The organism is Shewanella psychropiezotolerans (assembly GCF_007197555.1).
Classification (GTDB): Bacteria; Pseudomonadota; Gammaproteobacteria; order Enterobacterales; family Shewanellaceae; genus Shewanella; species Shewanella psychropiezotolerans.
The window spans coordinates 906456-922946 of record NZ_CP041614.1 but is presented as its reverse complement, the minus strand read 5'-3'; the positions used below and the strand labels follow the sequence as shown (position 1 = coordinate 922946).

Annotated in this window: 13 protein-coding genes; 8 read left to right on the top strand and 5 right to left on the bottom strand. The window is 46.2% G+C overall.

From position 1 onward, the window contains the following. Positions 1 to 317: 317 nt before the first annotated feature. From exeM to FM037_RS04070, 3 genes are all read right to left on the bottom strand, one after another. Positions 318 to 2981 (bottom strand): extracellular exonuclease ExeM, encoded by a 2664-nt coding sequence (exeM, locus tag FM037_RS04080; protein ID WP_144044955.1) that lies wholly within the window; start codon positions 2979 to 2981, stop codon positions 318 to 320. Between the two features lie 473 nt (positions 2982 to 3454). Next, the gene (locus tag FM037_RS04075; protein ID WP_144044954.1) at positions 3455 to 4120 is read right to left on the bottom strand and encodes a helix-turn-helix transcriptional regulator; all 666 of its coding nucleotides are present in this window, start codon (positions 4118 to 4120) and stop codon (positions 3455 to 3457) included. A gap of 261 nt (positions 4121 to 4381) precedes the next feature. Continuing rightward, positions 4382 to 4984 carry a DUF2238 domain-containing protein gene (locus tag FM037_RS04070; RefSeq protein ID WP_144044953.1) on the bottom strand — a complete coding sequence of 201 codons (603 nt, stop codon included), beginning with the start codon at positions 4982 to 4984 and terminating at the stop codon, positions 4382 to 4384. Positions 4985 to 5171: 187 nt separating this feature from the next. Between FM037_RS04070 and serA the strand changes: the two genes are divergently transcribed. From serA to FM037_RS04050, 4 genes are all read left to right on the top strand, one after another. Next, the gene (serA, locus tag FM037_RS04065; protein WP_144044952.1) at positions 5172 to 6401 is read left to right on the top strand and encodes a phosphoglycerate dehydrogenase; all 1230 of its coding nucleotides are present in this window, start codon (positions 5172 to 5174) and stop codon (positions 6399 to 6401) included. 131 nt (positions 6402 to 6532) lie between these two features. Further along, a complete protein-coding gene (gene ygfZ / locus FM037_RS04060; protein ID WP_144044951.1) occupies positions 6533 to 7513 on the top strand; it encodes a tRNA-modifying protein YgfZ in 981 nt (326 codons plus the stop codon). 232 nt (positions 7514 to 7745) lie between these two features. Then, a complete protein-coding gene (locus FM037_RS04055) occupies positions 7746 to 8105 on the top strand; it encodes a TraR/DksA C4-type zinc finger protein (protein ID WP_144044950.1) in 360 nt (119 codons plus the stop codon). Positions 8106 to 8903: 798 nt separating this feature from the next. Further along, complete coding sequence (locus FM037_RS04050; protein WP_144044949.1) at positions 8904 to 9317, top strand: group II truncated hemoglobin; 414 nt, start codon at positions 8904 to 8906, stop codon at positions 9315 to 9317. 487 nt (positions 9318 to 9804) lie between these two features. Here FM037_RS04050 and FM037_RS04040 read toward each other — a convergent pair whose 3' ends face one another. Next, entirely contained in the window at positions 9805 to 10011 is a 207-nt protein-coding gene (locus tag FM037_RS04040) for a hypothetical protein (protein WP_144044948.1), read from the bottom strand. A 216-nt stretch (positions 10012 to 10227) separates the two neighbouring features. After that, positions 10228 to 10986: a sulfite exporter TauE/SafE family protein gene (locus tag FM037_RS04035; RefSeq protein WP_144044947.1), complete on the bottom strand. Its 759-nt coding sequence runs from the start codon at positions 10984 to 10986 to the stop codon at positions 10228 to 10230. A gap of 282 nt (positions 10987 to 11268) precedes the next feature. Here FM037_RS04035 and FM037_RS04030 point away from each other — a divergent pair, with 282 nt between their 5' ends. The 4 genes from FM037_RS04030 to FM037_RS04015 all read left to right on the top strand — a co-directional run bounded on the left by FM037_RS04030 (position 11269) and on the right by FM037_RS04015 (position 16486). Continuing rightward, positions 11269 to 11937 (top strand): ABC transporter ATP-binding protein, encoded by a 669-nt coding sequence (locus FM037_RS04030; RefSeq protein WP_144044946.1) that lies wholly within the window; start codon positions 11269 to 11271, stop codon positions 11935 to 11937. Beyond that, a complete protein-coding gene (locus tag FM037_RS04025) occupies positions 11930 to 14458 on the top strand; it encodes an FtsX-like permease family protein (RefSeq protein WP_229381078.1) in 2529 nt (842 codons plus the stop codon). Before FM037_RS04030 ends, FM037_RS04025 begins: the two co-directional genes overlap by 8 nt. A gap of 118 nt (positions 14459 to 14576) precedes the next feature. Next, on the top strand, positions 14577 to 15707 hold the full coding sequence (locus tag FM037_RS04020; protein ID WP_144044944.1) for a lipocalin-like domain-containing protein: 1131 nt from the start codon (positions 14577 to 14579) through the stop codon (positions 15705 to 15707). Between the two features lie 524 nt (positions 15708 to 16231). Continuing rightward, entirely contained in the window at positions 16232 to 16486 is a 255-nt protein-coding gene (locus FM037_RS04015) for a chaperone NapD (protein WP_144044943.1), read from the top strand. Positions 16487 to 16491 lie beyond the last annotated feature (5 nt).

Here is a 16491-nt window from a genome sequence, read left to right as displayed (position 1 = left end):
ATGATAATAAAAAAGTGAGTCCCCCATATAGAACCGACAAAAACTGAGAAGGTGTTGGTGTAGCACCGAATAGAACAAGAAAAACTAGAATATGACCAAGTGAAAAGCAAAAAGCAGAACCTATAAACGGCTAAGATAAGATCGATTCATTACCGTAGAGAATAAAAATAACATATAAAAATAGCCAATTAATCTCGAATCCAGACCCAATTGATTTTTTCTGGCTTTCCTCATCTTGTTAAAGTAAAAATGGCATGAAAAAACCGCCTTTAATGAATTAAAGGCGGTTTAGCATTAACAATGAGTCATCTCAATAATTAGTGCTTACGACGGCGTAAACCCAGTAGTGATAATAGTCCCAGACCAAGGTAACCTAACGAACCACCATCATCTTTAGGAGTTGGTTCCGGCTTTGGCTGAGGCGCTGGATAGCTTAACGCAATGATCACAGGGTCATGATCCGAAGAGCTAAAGGCATTCTCTGACTTCTCTAAGTCACCCGAATATTTGCTAGGGTACTCGAAAAGGTTAGATTCGACCGAGTTGATGTTCCAGTCTTGAATAGCCACTAGCTTTTCAGCGACAGCTGTATTAGCCAATGCATGATCTAAGTTACCCAGCTCACCACTGTAGCTATAACCAAAGGTTGCAGGTCCATGTGCTTGGGTGTTTAGATTAATCAGACCAAAACCTTTCTCAATCTTACTGCCTTCACGCTCATAAACTTCACCATTGAGGGTCGTCCATGAAGCTGTAACAATTTCACGTTTCGCGGTGGCAGCATCATAATCTGTCAGTACAGCGATGGGATCTTCCATGCCATATGAGTTCATATCACCGATAACTAACAAGCCACCTTCAACGTCTTTGAGTGACTCGCCCAGTACTTTAGCTGCCGATACACGAAACTCATTACACTTGCCTTGCAAGTCTGCTGGATCTTTACTTTCAGAGAACTCGAGCCAATCTTCCAAACAACCTGAGCCCTTTGACTTGAGGTGGTTAACCACAACGGTCAACTTCTCATCATGGATCTGGAATGTCTGCGCCAAGCTATGGCGCTGATACTTGTTATAACCAGGGCTGATTTCAACATCGTCACCTTCTCCGCGAGTCACCACCCCTTCTGCGGCGTGCTGCTCAGGAGTTGCGATAACAAACGCATCTCCAGTTGGCTTTACTGTACTAAGACGATATAGCAGACCAACAGTAATCGCATCACCACCGATAAATTCACCTTTGTACTTATCTGCATCGCTGACTTCGATAAAATCATAGGCGTCTGCGGCAGGTAGCTCGGCATTAATGGCATTCAACAGATACTGAATCGAGCTATGCTCGCTGAAACCATTGTTTTCGATCTCCATCAGACCAATCACATCGGCATTCATCTCTTTAATCGCAGTAACTATCTTAGTACGCTGCAACAAGTAATCATCCAGAGAATGTGCACCTCGACCACAACCACGGCTCGCATCTGCATCGGCCTGATCTTTACAAGTTGGGTTTAGTGGACCACCAACTTCGCTATCGCTGGTAAACAGGTTTAACACGTTAAAGCTAGCGACGCGGATATCACCTTGACCCGCCGCTTCGGGAGATTCAATACGGTCATTGACGCGAATGAAGTCACCTGCTGTGATTTCGTTAGTTACCACCAGACGCGGAGCACCATAGCTGTAGCTCACGACACCAGTCATATTGGTAAGCTGATCACCAATACGGATATAACCCGTCTCGGCGTTGAACGTGGGGAAGTAAGGCACCTCACCATTCTTAGCCTTGTAATCAGACTCTACGTAGAGTTCATTACCACGATTAGATTCTTGTAGAGCAGTTGCCTCATCTGAGAGAGGGGCGAAAACTTGAGTCGGCTTCATCAATGGAGCTTTATGAGATAGCACCATGTTATTTCTTCTGCCGGCATAGTCATAACTGAAGCTACGAGTGATCTTCATGTCACTACCCGCGTCTAACACGATATTCATACCTTCATAACGATTAAGTGCATCGCCTAAAGACTCGCCATCGGCCACGTAGAATGCTGTCGGAGCCAGAATCTCGCCCATCTCGCCAACAGCCATCTTTTTATCGGCTTTGATATCGACCTGAGTCAGGCCATAAAAATCTTTTACTTTACCTTGAACACAAACCTCGACTCCGGGTTGGATCTCTTCACCTGGCGCTTCACCCAGATAAACAAATACGCCATCGGAGGTGTACGGAGAGTTATCACCATCAATATCTTGCAGATAGAAACCTTTGAACAAGCTCTCACCACGGGCAGTAACCACACCTGTAATAGTGACCTCATCGGTAGACTCAAATTTGCCCTCATCAATCAGTGGGCTGACTCGGCCAACACCTTGCACGTCATAAATAGGCGTCAGCTTCTCACCGACACAACTAAAGGTTGGTACTTCAGGTTCAGGTGCTCCCCCACCAAAATCACCTGAGCGTGCACCTAAGCCACTGAATAGATTTTTAGATTTAACTGTCCATTCATTTTCAACATAGCTGGTATTGGCATTCGTAACAGTGACTTTACGCTCAACAGTGACATCTTTTGCCCAATCACCTGTAGTACCGACTTCACCAAAGAGATCGACTAACTCAGCGCCTTTCAAGATGCCGACTTTATCATCGCCATTGAAATAGATACTGGCTTCCTGTGAATCGATGGACCCATCTAATGCGATAGCATTATCTTTGTGGTTGTTAGTGATGACCTTGATGGCGTTAGGTGCCAGACTTCCACTCAGATCCAATATAGTCTTAGGTGTTGAGTCACCTTTCGAGTAGTAAACTAGCGAGTAAGCTGTAAGATCGACGGCTGTCGACCCTGAGTTGTAGATTTCTATAGCCTTGCTATAGCCTGAACCTTCTACATATTCGCTAATGATCACATCGGCGCTTGCCATCATAGGCAGAGCCGCGGCGATAGACAGTGCAAGCACTGACATTTTTTTAACATTATCCATTTATTCAACCCCATTTTTATAATATTGCCGCTAATTTCTATTAACGTGCAGGGGGATTCTTACAGACTTGGATGATAAAAAAAAGATGCCTAAATCACATTAACGGTTTATAAATACTTGTAAAACAAAGAAAAAACAAGATTAACTTATCACAAATAAGAACAGGTGATTCTAGATTAGGTTTAAGCTTGTCAAAATCAAATACTTAATCAAGAACAGGCATTGAAATCAAGGCCGAACACCAATTTATCAAGCCGTGACAGATTTTTACAAAATCTGCATAAAAACCTCTAGATTAGAATGAAATTTATACAAGCCTAGTTAATTAGTATTAACATCAGGGTTTTGCAGGCATAAAAAAACGGCCATTGAGACCGTTTTAGCCTTTTCCGTTAATGACTATATACTCAAAATATCTCTCAGTAACAAGCTGTCATTAGCAGAGCCTCAATTATCAGTAGCTCGTTAACCTGTTAAGAACAGAGTTCGAAGTGACTCTGATAGGTCTGCGCCCATCTGAGTAACTCCACACGATTACGAGATTGCGTCTTCCTGAAAATAGAGGAGATATGTGCCTTCACCGTGTGTTCGCTGATGCAGAGTCGATGAGCGATCTCTTTATTTCTAGCGCCACTGGATACGAGCTGAATAATGGTACGCTCTCTTTTCGTCAACATCTGCAGCATAGCCACGGTATCTTGTGAATAATCCTTAGTGCTGTCCAAACGGCTCACCAGTTGACGGAACATCTTACTGATAAGCGTCCTGTCATACCAAAGCTCATCGGCCACCATCTTTCTTAAACCTGTTAACAATAGGTCCATACGTTGGTCCGCATAAAGCAGCCCACGAATTCCCAGTAACAAGGCAGATTCGGGCTCAAGTTTCTCGCGGTTAACCTGATAGAGTGCAACGGGTACATGGGGCACCAGACGAGATGCCAATAACGGTATCCCCTTACTGTCTAAGGCGGCTCCCTCCTGCTCGATCAGATAGAAACAGTTATTGTCTCTCTCAGGCTCAAGTTCAGATACCTGCTTCACTATGCGTGTTTTTAAACCAATAGATTCGGCCAGAATAGCCAAGTGGCATGGTGCAGCCACTTGATGCAAGAACACCAATTCATCAATCTTACTCATTCACTTTTCTCCCTGAAAAGTTTACTTGTTCTCTGTAAGGGGGTGGTCAATCTTCCCTATCAACCAGAATGATTACTATTTTGAATAGTTTTAGTAGATTTGAATAGTTTTAATTGTAATACCATAGTAAAAAAGTATTAATCAAATGTAAATGCGATGATAAATCGGTTTTTATCAGTTTTAGCTATTAAAACCTCATACAGCTAGACCTTTAAAGCATAAAAACCAGTAGACTTTATACAAGATAAAATAATTCACTAGTTAGCCATTAAATTTAGCCAGCTGTACATCATGAAACTTAACAAGTGTAACCAGGCAAATTATCGCCCCCACCAACGCCATGCCCATATCCGATTGGGTATCCCAAATGTAACCTTGGGTCCCTAAAAATGCTTCGGCATCCTCCCCCGTAAGCAGAGCAACCCACCACTCAATCAACTCATAGAAAGCTGAAAATGCTAGAGCGAAGCACAATGACAAGAAATTACACCAAGCGCCACGTTTCACCACATCTAATCGAATGAAGATTTCACGGGCTACTAAGGTAGGCACGAACCCCTGAGCAAGATGCCCCAGCTTGTCGTAATTGTTTCTGTCTGAGCCCGTAATTTCGGCGATCCAGTCAAAAAGAGGCACCTCAGCATAGGTGTAGTGGCCGCCAACCATAAGTATGATGCAGTGAACCAATATAAAAACATAAGCCAAAGGCGTCAGTGGAAAGCGCTCTCGAGTCAGAAATAAAACTGGCAAGACGACGAGAGCAGGTAGTACTTCAAGAAACCAGGTGAACAGGTCTTTAGGCTCGATAGCCGACCAAACCAGTACCGACAGAAAAATCACTAACCAAATAAGCTGTTTATTCAAAATAGGAACCTCATATACGGATAAACTCTATTGTTTTGATATAAGAATAATAACTTTAGCCATCTAGCCCTCCACAGTGCATAAAAAAAATGCTACTTTGGTCGGACAAGTATCAATAGAATACTAATAATACAAAAAATCAACTTAAGTTAACAAAATACCAATAACCGAAGAAGGTACCCAAATCATGGCGAAACATTCGCTGGACAAGGATAAGATCAAGATCCTGCTGTTGGAAGGCGTCCACCAATCTGCGGTTGATGTATTTAAGCGAGCAGGCTACAGCAATATCGAATACCACAAAGCATCTCTCGGGGAAGAGGCCTTAGCCACAGCGATCAAAGATGCTCATTTTGTCGGCCTTCGCTCCCGCACCCAGATCACCGAAGCAGTGTTAAGCCAAGCCGAGAAACTTGTCGGTATTGGGTGTTTCTGTATCGGGACTAACCAAGTTAACCTAAGTTTTGCTGAAAAACTGGGTGTACCGGTTTTCAATGCGCCGTTTTCAAATACTCGAAGTGTTGCCGAGTTAGTGCTGGGTGAAATAATTATGTTATTTCGTGGTATTCCACAGCGTAATGCCATGGCGCACAGAGGCGGATGGCTTAAGAGTGCCGTAGGCAGTTTCGAAGCCCGCGGTAAGACCTTAGGTGTTATCGGCTATGGTCATATTGGTACTCAACTCGGTATCTTGGCCGAGACGCTCGGCATGCGCGTAATCTTCTTCGATATTGAAGATAAGTTGCCACTGGGTAATGCCCAGCAAATTCATTCGATGCAAGAATTAATGTCTCTCGCTGATGTTGTCAGCCTGCACGTACCTGAGACACCGCAGACCAAAGAGATGATCGGTGAAGCCGAGATTGCCAACATGAAGCAAGGCAGCATCTTAATCAACGCCTCTCGCGGCACTGTTGTCGACATAGACGCTCTCGCTTCGGCCATCCGCAGTGAAAAACTCGCTGGCGCCGCTATCGATGTGTTTCCGGTTGAACCTAAGTCTAACAATGACGAGTTCTTCAGCCCGCTACGCGGTCTGGATAACGTCATCCTGACACCTCATGTGGGGGGCAGCACTCAGGAAGCCCAGGAAAATATCGGTATAGAAGTGGCTGGCAAGCTGGCGAAGTACTCAGATAATGGCTCGACCATGACTGCAGTCAATTTCCCGGAAGTTTCTTTGGCTCAGCATAAAGACGCGTCTCGATTACTGCATATTCACCACAACCGTCCCGGTATACTGATCAAGATTAACCAAGCATTTGCAGAGAAAGGCATCAACATCGCTGCCCAGTATCTTCAAACTACTGCGGAGATTGGTTATGTAGTAATGGAGGTCGATTCGGATCAAGCCGAAGAAGCTTTGGAACAAATGAAAACCATCGAAGGCACTATCAGAACTCGCTTACTGCACTAAATACCAGTCTGTGACTAAAAATTAATAACCCGCATAATTTTACTAATTATGCGGGTTATTTCATTTCAAGCATTTGCAGATTCGAGTTACAATCAGCTCTTTCCAGCCCGTTTATTTCCTAGGATCATGATATGACGCTTTCCGTTTCTCAGCCCAGTTGGAACTTGAATGACCCAATTCCATCGCTATTCTTCTCTAATTTATCCCACTTGGGTCTAATGAGCGTGACGGGTGAACAAGGCCGCAGCTTTATCCACGGACAAGTCACCACTGACATCAGCTCTTTAGAAAACGACCAATGGCGCTGGGGAGCCCACTGCGATCCCAAGGGAAAGATGCTGGCAAGCTTCAGAACCTTCGTCCTCGAAGATGCACTGTTCATGATGATGCCGTCTGATACCTTGGCCCTGGATCTAACTCAACTTGCTAAATATGCAGTATTCAGCAAGGCTGATCTCGTCGATGTTACCGAAAAATTCTTACTATTAGGCGTCGCCGGTGAACAGGCGCAAGCTTGGGTCAACGAGCGTTTCGGCCCAGCAGACAATACTAGCATCGACAAAGAAGTCACCGAGATTTCTGGTGGCCTGCTGCTTAAAGACAATGACCGTTTCATCATAGTGATGGACAAAGAAGCTGCTGCACCTTTGCTCACTTCTATCAGTCAAGAGATAGTCGATGCCACCGCCTGGCAAGCTCTGGAGATCCAATCGGGTTACCCTAACCTGGCAGCCCCACATCAGAGCCAGTTTGTACCTCAGATGTGTAACTTACAGGGTATTAATGGTATCAGCTTCCAGAAAGGTTGTTACATGGGCCAGGAAACCATAGCCCGCATGAAGTATCGCGGTGGCAATAAGCGCGCCCTGTATATCCTAAGCGGCACCAGTAGCGAAACTGTCAGTCTGGAAACCAGACTAGAGCTAGCCTTAGACGATGGCTTCAAGAAAACTGGTACCATCATCGAACTGGTTCAATCAGGCGAGCAGATCTTACTAACAGCCGTGCTACCTAATGACACCCAAGACAGTGCCAAGCTTAGAATCGCAGGAGATGAAAGCTCGTCGCTGACGATCAAGCCACTGCCATATTCGCTTGAAGATGAAGATTAAACTATAAGCGACGAGTTGCGAGTTGCGAGTTGCGAGTTGCGAGTTGCGAGTTGCGAGTTGCGAGTTGCGAAAAAACATAGATAAAGGTGCACTGTCAAAGCCCTATTCATGAGCTGAGTGCGCCTTTTTTATATCCTTTGTTTTACCCTTGCTATGCCCACTTGTTTTACGAGAAGAAGTCAGATAATTTAGTTGCTTCTATCCCCAATCATCCCAAATCGGAGACTGACTCTTGAAACAAGCAGATCTCACGTCAACCGAGAAACAAGAACTGCTCACTAAGCTCAGACATGAGCTAATCGACTTAGAGCAGCAAATAGAATCAATCCACGAACGCAGCGCCCCAGTTCAACTAGACCAGCAAGCGGTTGGACGAGTATCACGCATCGACGCGATTCAACAGCAACAGATGGCACAAGCGGGTGAAGTACTGATGCAGCAGCACCTCCTGCGTATTAAGCAGATCTTGCTCGAACCCGAGGAGTATGGTGTTTGTCTTGAATGCGGTGAGAGTATTGGTATCGGTCGGCTCACGATACATGCTATCGCAAAATTGTGTATTCGATGCCAAAGTGAGGCCGAGAACTCATAGATGGTTCTCTTTTATCTCTGTCTATAATTCTACATTTTCTAATATCGGATAATTGATTTGTAACTTTGAACGTTATTTCAATCTATCGCCTGTGGCGCACTTAATGTCCTAATACTTCTGCGAGACGCCGTTAATATGTCCCTATAGGCTCTGCGGCAACATCCATGTTGCCGAAGCTCGCAGCCGCATCAGGACTTGGATGAAGAGCAAATATAGCTTCCACCTACACCGGCTAATTAAAGGCTACTTATCTAGATTTTCTACTCTTATATTGCTTTTTTGCCTTATCAAGCCAATCAGGTTGATTGATTTTTAAGTTAGAACATCAAACTATTGATAGAAAGATACAAGCTAATAACCTTTAAATCTTATTAGCTTGTATCTACAACCAAACGCGGCCTAAAGATACAACTGGTCCCCGTTGGAAGTTGCCGAAGGGCGTTGAAGTTAATCCTGTGAAACTGACAGGACGTCAGTTTAGCTTTCGGGGGGCTTGGACGCCCCATCGGAAGCGTTAAGTATTTTCAAAAACAAACGTAGGGTAACAACTTCGCTAGGGCGTCTGGTACTTTGGTTTACAGAGAATCAAGGAGGCTTTGGACGAGCAGTCCTCCTTGCCCTACCTCTTACCAAGAGTGGGGGAATGGAATTCCACGACCTTAATCCAAACTGAGTTTGGAATCCCTTCTCTGCCGCTAGGCCCCACACTTCAAACAAGCTAACCGTGATAGTCTTATCGCCATATAAAGAAACAAAACTCTATTGGCGCTACGTTCAAACTAGGTTTAGATAATAATTATGAAATCAAAAAATGGTGAGTTTGGGGTTGGCGACAACTCCTACCAAATGGCGGGTGGCTTAGCAGGTCTGACTCGCTTGGTTGATGAGTTTTACCAGAATATGGATGAATTCTCCTCGTCAAAGAAGATCCGGGATATGCATCCTGGTGACCTTACTGATTCTCGTCAGAAACTCGCATACTTCCTTTCCGGCTGGCTTGGCGGCCCTAAACTGTATTCTGAGCATTACGGATCCATCAATATCCCGGCCGCTCATAAACATCTGTCGGTGGGCCATAAAGAAAGTGAAGCTTGGTTGTACTGCATGCAACAAGCCGTAGAAAATCAGCCTTACGAAGCCGATTTCAAAATTTATCTGATGCAGCAGTTACGCGTCCCGGCAGAGAGAATTAGACAGGTATCCGGCAGCTGATAGTTATACCAACCGGTATAAGAAAGTGGCCAACTCAGAGTTATTTTTGGCTGCATAATTCAAGGCGGGTGAGTGAGGGAATGGTGATCCCTTTCGAACTCATTCAACACAGAAGTAGGCTGCCAAAAACACTCCTGAAAGGCGAGTTTTAGCACTTCCGATACGGCGTTAACGAGCTTAAACGTAGAATAACTATGTTCCTCACTCGTTGCCTTGCCTCTGAAGCGCTAAACTCTCGCTGAGTGACCACACTTTTATACCGATTGGTATTAAGCACATCTGTAAGTTAAAAATTCTTCGCCAAGGCTTCAGGGTACTGACGCCGCCTCGCCAAGAGTTCGGCTCTAGCCGTCACTTCTTCTTGTGTACATTGTCCATCATCAAACAAGCTTGGGGTTACAATTATTCCCAGTAGGAAGGTGAATATGGCGTAGCCATGAGCTTATGAGCGAGAAGTATGGATACTGAACTGACCTTGTAAATGGACTTATATGCCGAAATACGTAAATGAAAATGCCGTGTAACCATCAAGGATGATGGTTAAGACTCGGTGGATTGGCCGTTCTTTGGCATCCATGCCACCACGGCATTTGTGAATCTGACCTATAGGGCCTGCGATACTCCAGATATCACTCAGGCATTCCCCACGTCCTTGTGGGTCAGATAGGAAATGTCTTATGTATGTCTGGAACATACAAGACCATTCACTTCAGCTAGCAGTCCTCCTTGCCCTACTCTTTACCAAGGAATGGGGGAATGGAGACCCACGACTTACCTTGGCCGTAAGGCCGTATATTCCAAAACTAACTTTAAAAAAATAAAGAGCTGGATTCCGGCTAAAAGCATTGCCAGAAAGACAGAAAATGAATGTGTAACAAGTCAAAAAAGAACAAAAAGTTAGCGTTCATTGCTAACTAAAATAAGCTGCTATACAACCCACCAGCGTCATAATAAACAGGAACCACTTCATAGCCTCAGGCCTAGCCTTGATGGCCATTTTAACGGCTAAATGAGCCCCAAACATGGTGCCGAAGGCGAGTATCACTCCGGGGAGCCATTGGATCAGGCCCTCAATCATAAACAGCACTAAAGCCACAGAGGTAAAAACGAGAGTGCAGAGCATTTTGAGCGCGTTGGCACGAACCAGATCATATCTCAGCGACCCCGCCAATGCCGCCAGCAGCACAAAGCCAACTCCGGCCTGAACGAAGCCACCATAGAAACCTGCGACACCCAGCCACCACCAGGAGCTCGGTGTCTGAGACACCTTATTCACCGATGCGCCGTATTCCGGCGCTATCATGGAAGGTTTGACTAGAATCACCAGTGCCATCAGCAGCATGGTGCCCAACAGCAGAGGCTTTATCCACTCAGTAGGCGCGTAGGCCGCTCCCGCAGCCCCTAATAAGCCACCGATAACGGTGGGAATAAGGATGGGCACTTTATCGTCTGTGTCTAGCTTGCCATGTTTCTTAAAGCCAAATACGGCGACTATCGACTGCATCAAGACGCCGACTCGGTTGGTCGCGTTGGCGACTTCCGCAGGCATGCCCATCATCATCAAGGCTGGCAACGTCAAGTTTGAGCCTCCACCGGCGAGGGTATTGATGATACCCGCGAAAAAACCTGTCACGAGTAACAAGATTGCATGGGTGATAGTGATATCCATCAAGACAAGGGCCCCCTTTAACACTGGCTAAAACAATGACGAGTAAACGACTCAAAATTTGTGCAGTGGACAGCTTACCGATTAATATCAGTAATTCAAATTATACTTTGTACCCAGCCTGTTACCTCTAAGGTAGACTAATGATTAGTGCAGCCATCTTGGCCCTGTAAAGGTCTGCAGACCTTAGCTAAAAATGATGTATGATTCGGTATGCTAAGTGGGTCAAAACTATTGACCCATAGTTTTGACCCACAATGGACTAGCCTTGGCGAATGGAGCCTTATGACAGAACAGATAGTTCAACTGCAAGGGAGCAGCAAAGAGTTTATCGATGGTGGAGTCGGTCATAAGGTCCTCGACCGACTCGACTTGCTGCTCACCCAAGGTGACACCATTGCGCTCACTGGTGCCAGCGGGAGTGGCAAGAGCACCTTGCTTAATCTGATCGCCGGATTTGAACGCCCCGATGCAGGCACCCTTAGCCTGCTGGCCGAGAACACCACAAGATGGAACGACAATCACTGGAGTCATTTCAGGCAGGTTTATTTAGGTGTGGTCTTTCAACAATTTAATTTGCTGACCCCGCTGAATGTCGAAGATAACATTGCATTCCCACTCAGACTCAATGGATTAGATTGGAATAATTGGTGCGATCACCTGATCGATAGCTTAGGTCTAAGGCCATTACTCAAGCGCCATGTCGAAACCTTATCCGGAGGTCAACAGCAGCGAGTCGCCATCGCCCGGGCATTGGCCCATAAACCCAAACTCCTGTTAGCCGATGAACCCACCGGCAACTTAGATCAAGTCGCCAGTTTAGAAGTGATGAAGCTCTTATGTGAACTGGCAGCAGAGCAAGACACCGGCATAATTATGGTCACCCACAGCATGGAATGCGCCGAATTTATGCAGCGGCGCTGGCATCTGGATAATGGCCAGATCCATGAGTAATACCAAACTCATCCGCATGACCCGGCTTTGCCTTGAGGTCTTCTTCGCCCATTATCGCCAAGCCCCCCTGCAGGCTGCTGCCATCAGTATCGGTATTATTCTGGCTGTCACCTTGTTGATCGGGGTTCGCACCACCAATGAAAACGCCATTCAGAGCTACAGCTCTGCCACCGAGCTACTGAGTCAGCAAGCCAAATGGTCTGTCACCCCGCCACTTGGCAGTAAACGTCTGGATGAGAACCTATACTTCGACATGCGCGCCGACGGTTTCAACAATAGCCTGCCAGTCTTGCAAGGCGTCGCCAGCGACTCAAATGGTAAACGTTGGCGCATTCAGGGTAGCGACCTTATGGCCGCCCTCACCTCTTTCTCAGGCTCCGCTTCTCAAGTAAATAATGGAGCTAAAGCTGGCGGCGGGCTTTTCTCTTTAAATATTCCCATGGGAGATATCTTATCCGGCGATCCCATAGTACTGACCAGCAAATCATTGGCAGAGCAGATCTCCCAAGACGGTAACTTGGTACTCGGAGGCGTAAAAATAAGTGTTATAGCCTTAGATGATGCCAGTAATTTGGGCTCGGATATCTTAATGGATATCTCTCTGGCCCAGCGCATACTCAAACGACCCAATGAACTCAGCTATATCGCTCTCTTCTCTGACGTCAGCAGTTACAAGAGTCATTTAGAGCGGCTTATTGGAAATCGAGGCATGTTAATTGAGAGTGATCATGGTGATGGCCTCACCGCCCTCACCGAGAGCTTTCACCTTAACCTGACCGCCATGAGCCTATTGGCCTTCGTGGTCGGCCTATTTATCGCCTATAACGGGGTTCGCTATAGCTTACTCAAGAGGCAAAGGTTACTAACACAGCTTCAGCAGCAAGGCATAGCCAAGGCCCCCTTGATGTTGGCTCTGTGCATCGAACTTCTGCTCTTGGTCATAGTCGGTTCTATCATAGGTTTTATGCTGGGATTGCAGCTCAGTCATTGGCTACAACCTATGGTGTCGGTCACGCTGGAGCAGCTTTATGGCGCTAAGATATTTCCGGGTCACTGGCAATGGAGCTGGTTGTTTCAGGCCATAGGGCTGACTTTCCTAGCCGCCCTGGCAGCCTCAGCGTCATTATTTATTCAGCTCATCCGTCAGCCTCTGGCCGGGAATTCGGGTCGCTTCACTCAGCAAAAAAGTGCCGATAAAATCTATCGATATCAATTATTAATAGCCATCACACTCGGATTAGTGGCAGCGATATTACTGCCTTTTAGCCAAGACTATCGCTATACCATGCTCCTGCTTGGTCTAGTGGTTATCGCCATCCCCTTAACCCTGCCTTGGTCTCTGGCATTTATGGTAAGTCAGCTATTAAAGGTGACACCTAAAGGTTTATTACATTATCAGATCGCCGAAACCAAGGAGCTAATCGCCCCCCTGTCGCTGGCCATGATGGCCATCTTACTGGCGCTAACAGCCAATATATCCATGAACACCTTAGTGGGCAGCTTCGAGAGCACCTTGAAAAACTGGCTCGATGCCAGACTCCACGCCGAGATCTATATCAGGCCTGCATCGAATCAGATGGCCGAGGTAGAAGCGTTTCTGAAGCAACACCAGGATGTGGATGCCCTCTATAAACAGTGGTACCTAAGCAGTAAACAAGACAAGCTGCCGATCAATATCGTCACTCGAGATAAGCAGTCCTTAGCCCAGACCACAGTATTTAAAGAGACGCTCGAGAATATGTGGCCAGCTTTTTTTGCTAATAAACTCGTGCTGATCAGCGAGCCCCTCGCCATCAAGTTAAATCTCAAATTAGGTGACAGCATAGACTTACAGGCTCTGCCAGATAATCGCTTTACCGTGGGCGGCGTGTTCTACGATTACGGTAATCCCTATGGCGAGGTCATCATCTCCCCCGAGACTTGGCGAGCCAATGGATTTCCAGAGGCTCCGCTGAGCCTGGCCATTAACGTCAAGGGAGACACTGACAAATTAAAACAGGAGCTTCAGCAAAAACTGCGACAAGAATTACAGCAGGTATTCTCAATACCCGACGCCATGATTTTCAACCAAAAGAAGATTAAGCAGCAGGCAATCATCATGTTTAAGCGCACCTTCTCTATCACTCAGGTATTAAATACCTTGACCCTGCTCGTGGCGGCCATCGGCTTATTTAGCGCTTGTTTCATGCTCACTCAGGCGAGAATGGCCCCCATGGCCAGGCTCTACACCATGGGAGTTAATCGCCGTCAACTCACTACACTAGTCTTCGGTCAGATGTTGATTATCGTGTTGTTTACCTGCCTGGTCGCCCTGCCAACGGGTGCTATTTTAGGTTATCTGCTGATCAATAAGATCACCCTACAAGCCTTCGGCTGGAGTATCGCCATGGAATGGAACTGGCTCGCCTACGGTCAGGTGGTCTTGCTGGCACTGGTCTCCAGCTTATTGGCCGTGGCCTTACCCTTGTATCATCAGACCAAACGTCCGCTGGTCTCTAGCCTGCAGAGGGAAGTTATATGACGCCTAAGCCAATCCTAGTCATGCAAACTTCCTTATTCTTATTGCAAGCCGTCGCCTTTCTGCTTTATAAGCACCAGACTATGCAACCGCTGATCTCTAGCCTGCAGAGAGAGGTTATATGATGTCTAAACAAATACTAGTAGTGCTAACATTCTGTGCGCTGACTATCACCATGCTAACGGCCTGCTCTAAGCCATCGACACTTACATCTACACCTATGGCAAGCCTGTTAGGCGATAATGCTGCAGGCTATACGGTCGTAGAGAAGCATAGGAAGATAAGCTTTCCCGAAGATCATCTATCCCACGATGATTTTCGTCAGGAGTGGTGGTACCTCACGGCGAATTTAACAACCCAAAAAGGTGAAAAACTAGGGCTGCAATGGACCCAATTTCGTGTCGCCTTATCCCCAAAAGAGTCGCCTGAAAAAGCAGCGTCACCAACTAAGCTCTCTGATTCGAATTGGGCCTGCAATCAAGTTTTTATGACCCATGCGGCCATAACCACTGAAACTTCACACCTTGCCGAAGAGAGATGGTCGAGACGCCATCCAAGACTGGCCGATGTCTCAACCAATCCCCTCACCATAAAAATAGATGACTGGCAGTGGACCGGCACGGGAGCAGACTTGTTCCCAGCCCAGCTTAAGGTCGACGCAGGACAGTTTAGCTATCAGTTAACTTTGAAAACGAGTGCCCCCTATCAGCTCCAGGGGGAAAATGGTTACAGCATTAAGAGCGCAGACGCCTCTGTAGCCTCCCATTACTACAGCCAACCTTTTATCCAGGTTTCAGGCTCGGTGACTATCGATGGAGTAGACCATGAGGTCAGTGGCGATGCCTGGTTAGACCGAGAGTGGAGCTCGCAGTTTCTCAACAAGACACAGGCTGGCTGGGACTGGTTTGCCCTCAGGTTAGAAGGAGGGTCAACTTTGATGTTGTTCCAGCTAAGAGGACAGGACAAACCTAGCTTCTATAGCGGCCGCAGAATGTTTGCCGATGGCAGCGGTCGTAATATAGCCTCCAAAGATATCCACCTACAGGTAGCAAGTTGGCATGAAATAGACTCAGTTTCCTACCCTGTTGCGTGGAATATTTCGATACCCTCTGAAAATATTGATATTCGCACCGATGCGCTCAATCCCAATGCAAAAGTGCCCTTAAGTATCAGCTATTGGGAGGGGCCGGTCATGGTCTCGGGGAGCCATGGAGGTGAAGGCTATATGGAGCTGACGGGATATGAGCACTGACGATTTGTAAGCTGGAGATACGGTAAAGACAATCATACTCGAGCAGATATCTTAGTGCGTAACCGTCTTCCCCCCTCACCGACGACTTTCATGCCTACATTATGGGCTAAATTGATAATGGAGGTGACGATAGCGGCAGAGGCTGAAAATAAAGCTCGAACTCATGATTTTTATAGGCAGAGTGCGGATCTTGCTCCAACCCTATCTACGCTTCCAAATACCAACAACCAAAGGTTAATGATTATCATTAACCAAGCTGTTGTTTTAATAAGTATTTACTAAAGTATATCGGCTTACCCTGCTTTGATAATTAAGAGATCACTCAATAAAGTGCCTATTTATTAAACTGGGAGTTAGATCACATCGAAAAAGATGATCTTGATCTATAAACAGATCCAATACCTCTTGTTAGGTATACCCACAATTATTTTGGGGTCTAAACTCGAAGAATACTTTGACAGTTAGCTCTCCTAAACCCATCCCCGCAGCTATCTGTCTCTCTCTGATTGAAGGTAAACGAGCTGATGAGTCAGGAATACCATATTACCAGCCTAGTCGTGCATGCCGCACCTAAGGCCATTTCTCAGGTTGAATCCCAAATCAATGCACTCACAGGCACGGATATCCATGCCGTTACCGAGCAAGGCAAGTTTGTGATCACCCTAGAGGGTGAAACCCAGACATCTATTCTAGACAACGTCGAAGCCATCAATGCCATAGAAGGCGTGCTTAATAGCAGCCTTATCTACCACCAGGTCGATAACCTAGAATTCAAATAAAAATC

Bases quoted from the DNA above. Each gene is read 5' to 3' on its own strand.
- exeM (WP_144044955.1), bottom strand. From the start codon at position 2,981: ATGGATAATGTTAAAAAAATGTCAGTGCTTGCACTGTCTATCGCCGCG.
- FM037_RS04075 (WP_144044954.1), bottom strand. From the start codon at position 4,120: ATGAGTAAGATTGATGAATTGGTGTTCTTGCATCAAGTGGCTGCACCA.
- serA (WP_144044952.1), top strand. From the start codon at position 5,172: ATGGCGAAACATTCGCTGGACAAGGATAAGATCAAGATCCTGCTGTTG.
- ygfZ (WP_144044951.1), top strand. From the start codon at position 6,533: ATGACGCTTTCCGTTTCTCAGCCCAGTTGGAACTTGAATGACCCAATT.
- FM037_RS04050 (WP_144044949.1), top strand. From the start codon at position 8,904: ATGAAATCAAAAAATGGTGAGTTTGGGGTTGGCGACAACTCCTACCAA.
- FM037_RS04040 (WP_144044948.1), bottom strand. From the start codon at position 10,011: ATGTTCCAGACATACATAAGACATTTCCTATCTGACCCACAAGGACGT.
- FM037_RS04035 (WP_144044947.1), bottom strand. From the start codon at position 10,986: ATGGATATCACTATCACCCATGCAATCTTGTTACTCGTGACAGGTTTT.
- FM037_RS04030 (WP_144044946.1), top strand. From the start codon at position 11,269: ATGACAGAACAGATAGTTCAACTGCAAGGGAGCAGCAAAGAGTTTATC.
- FM037_RS04025 (WP_229381078.1), top strand. From the start codon at position 11,930: ATGAGTAATACCAAACTCATCCGCATGACCCGGCTTTGCCTTGAGGTC.
- FM037_RS04020 (WP_144044944.1), top strand. From the start codon at position 14,577: ATGATGTCTAAACAAATACTAGTAGTGCTAACATTCTGTGCGCTGACT.
- FM037_RS04015 (WP_144044943.1), top strand. From the start codon at position 16,232: ATGAGTCAGGAATACCATATTACCAGCCTAGTCGTGCATGCCGCACCT.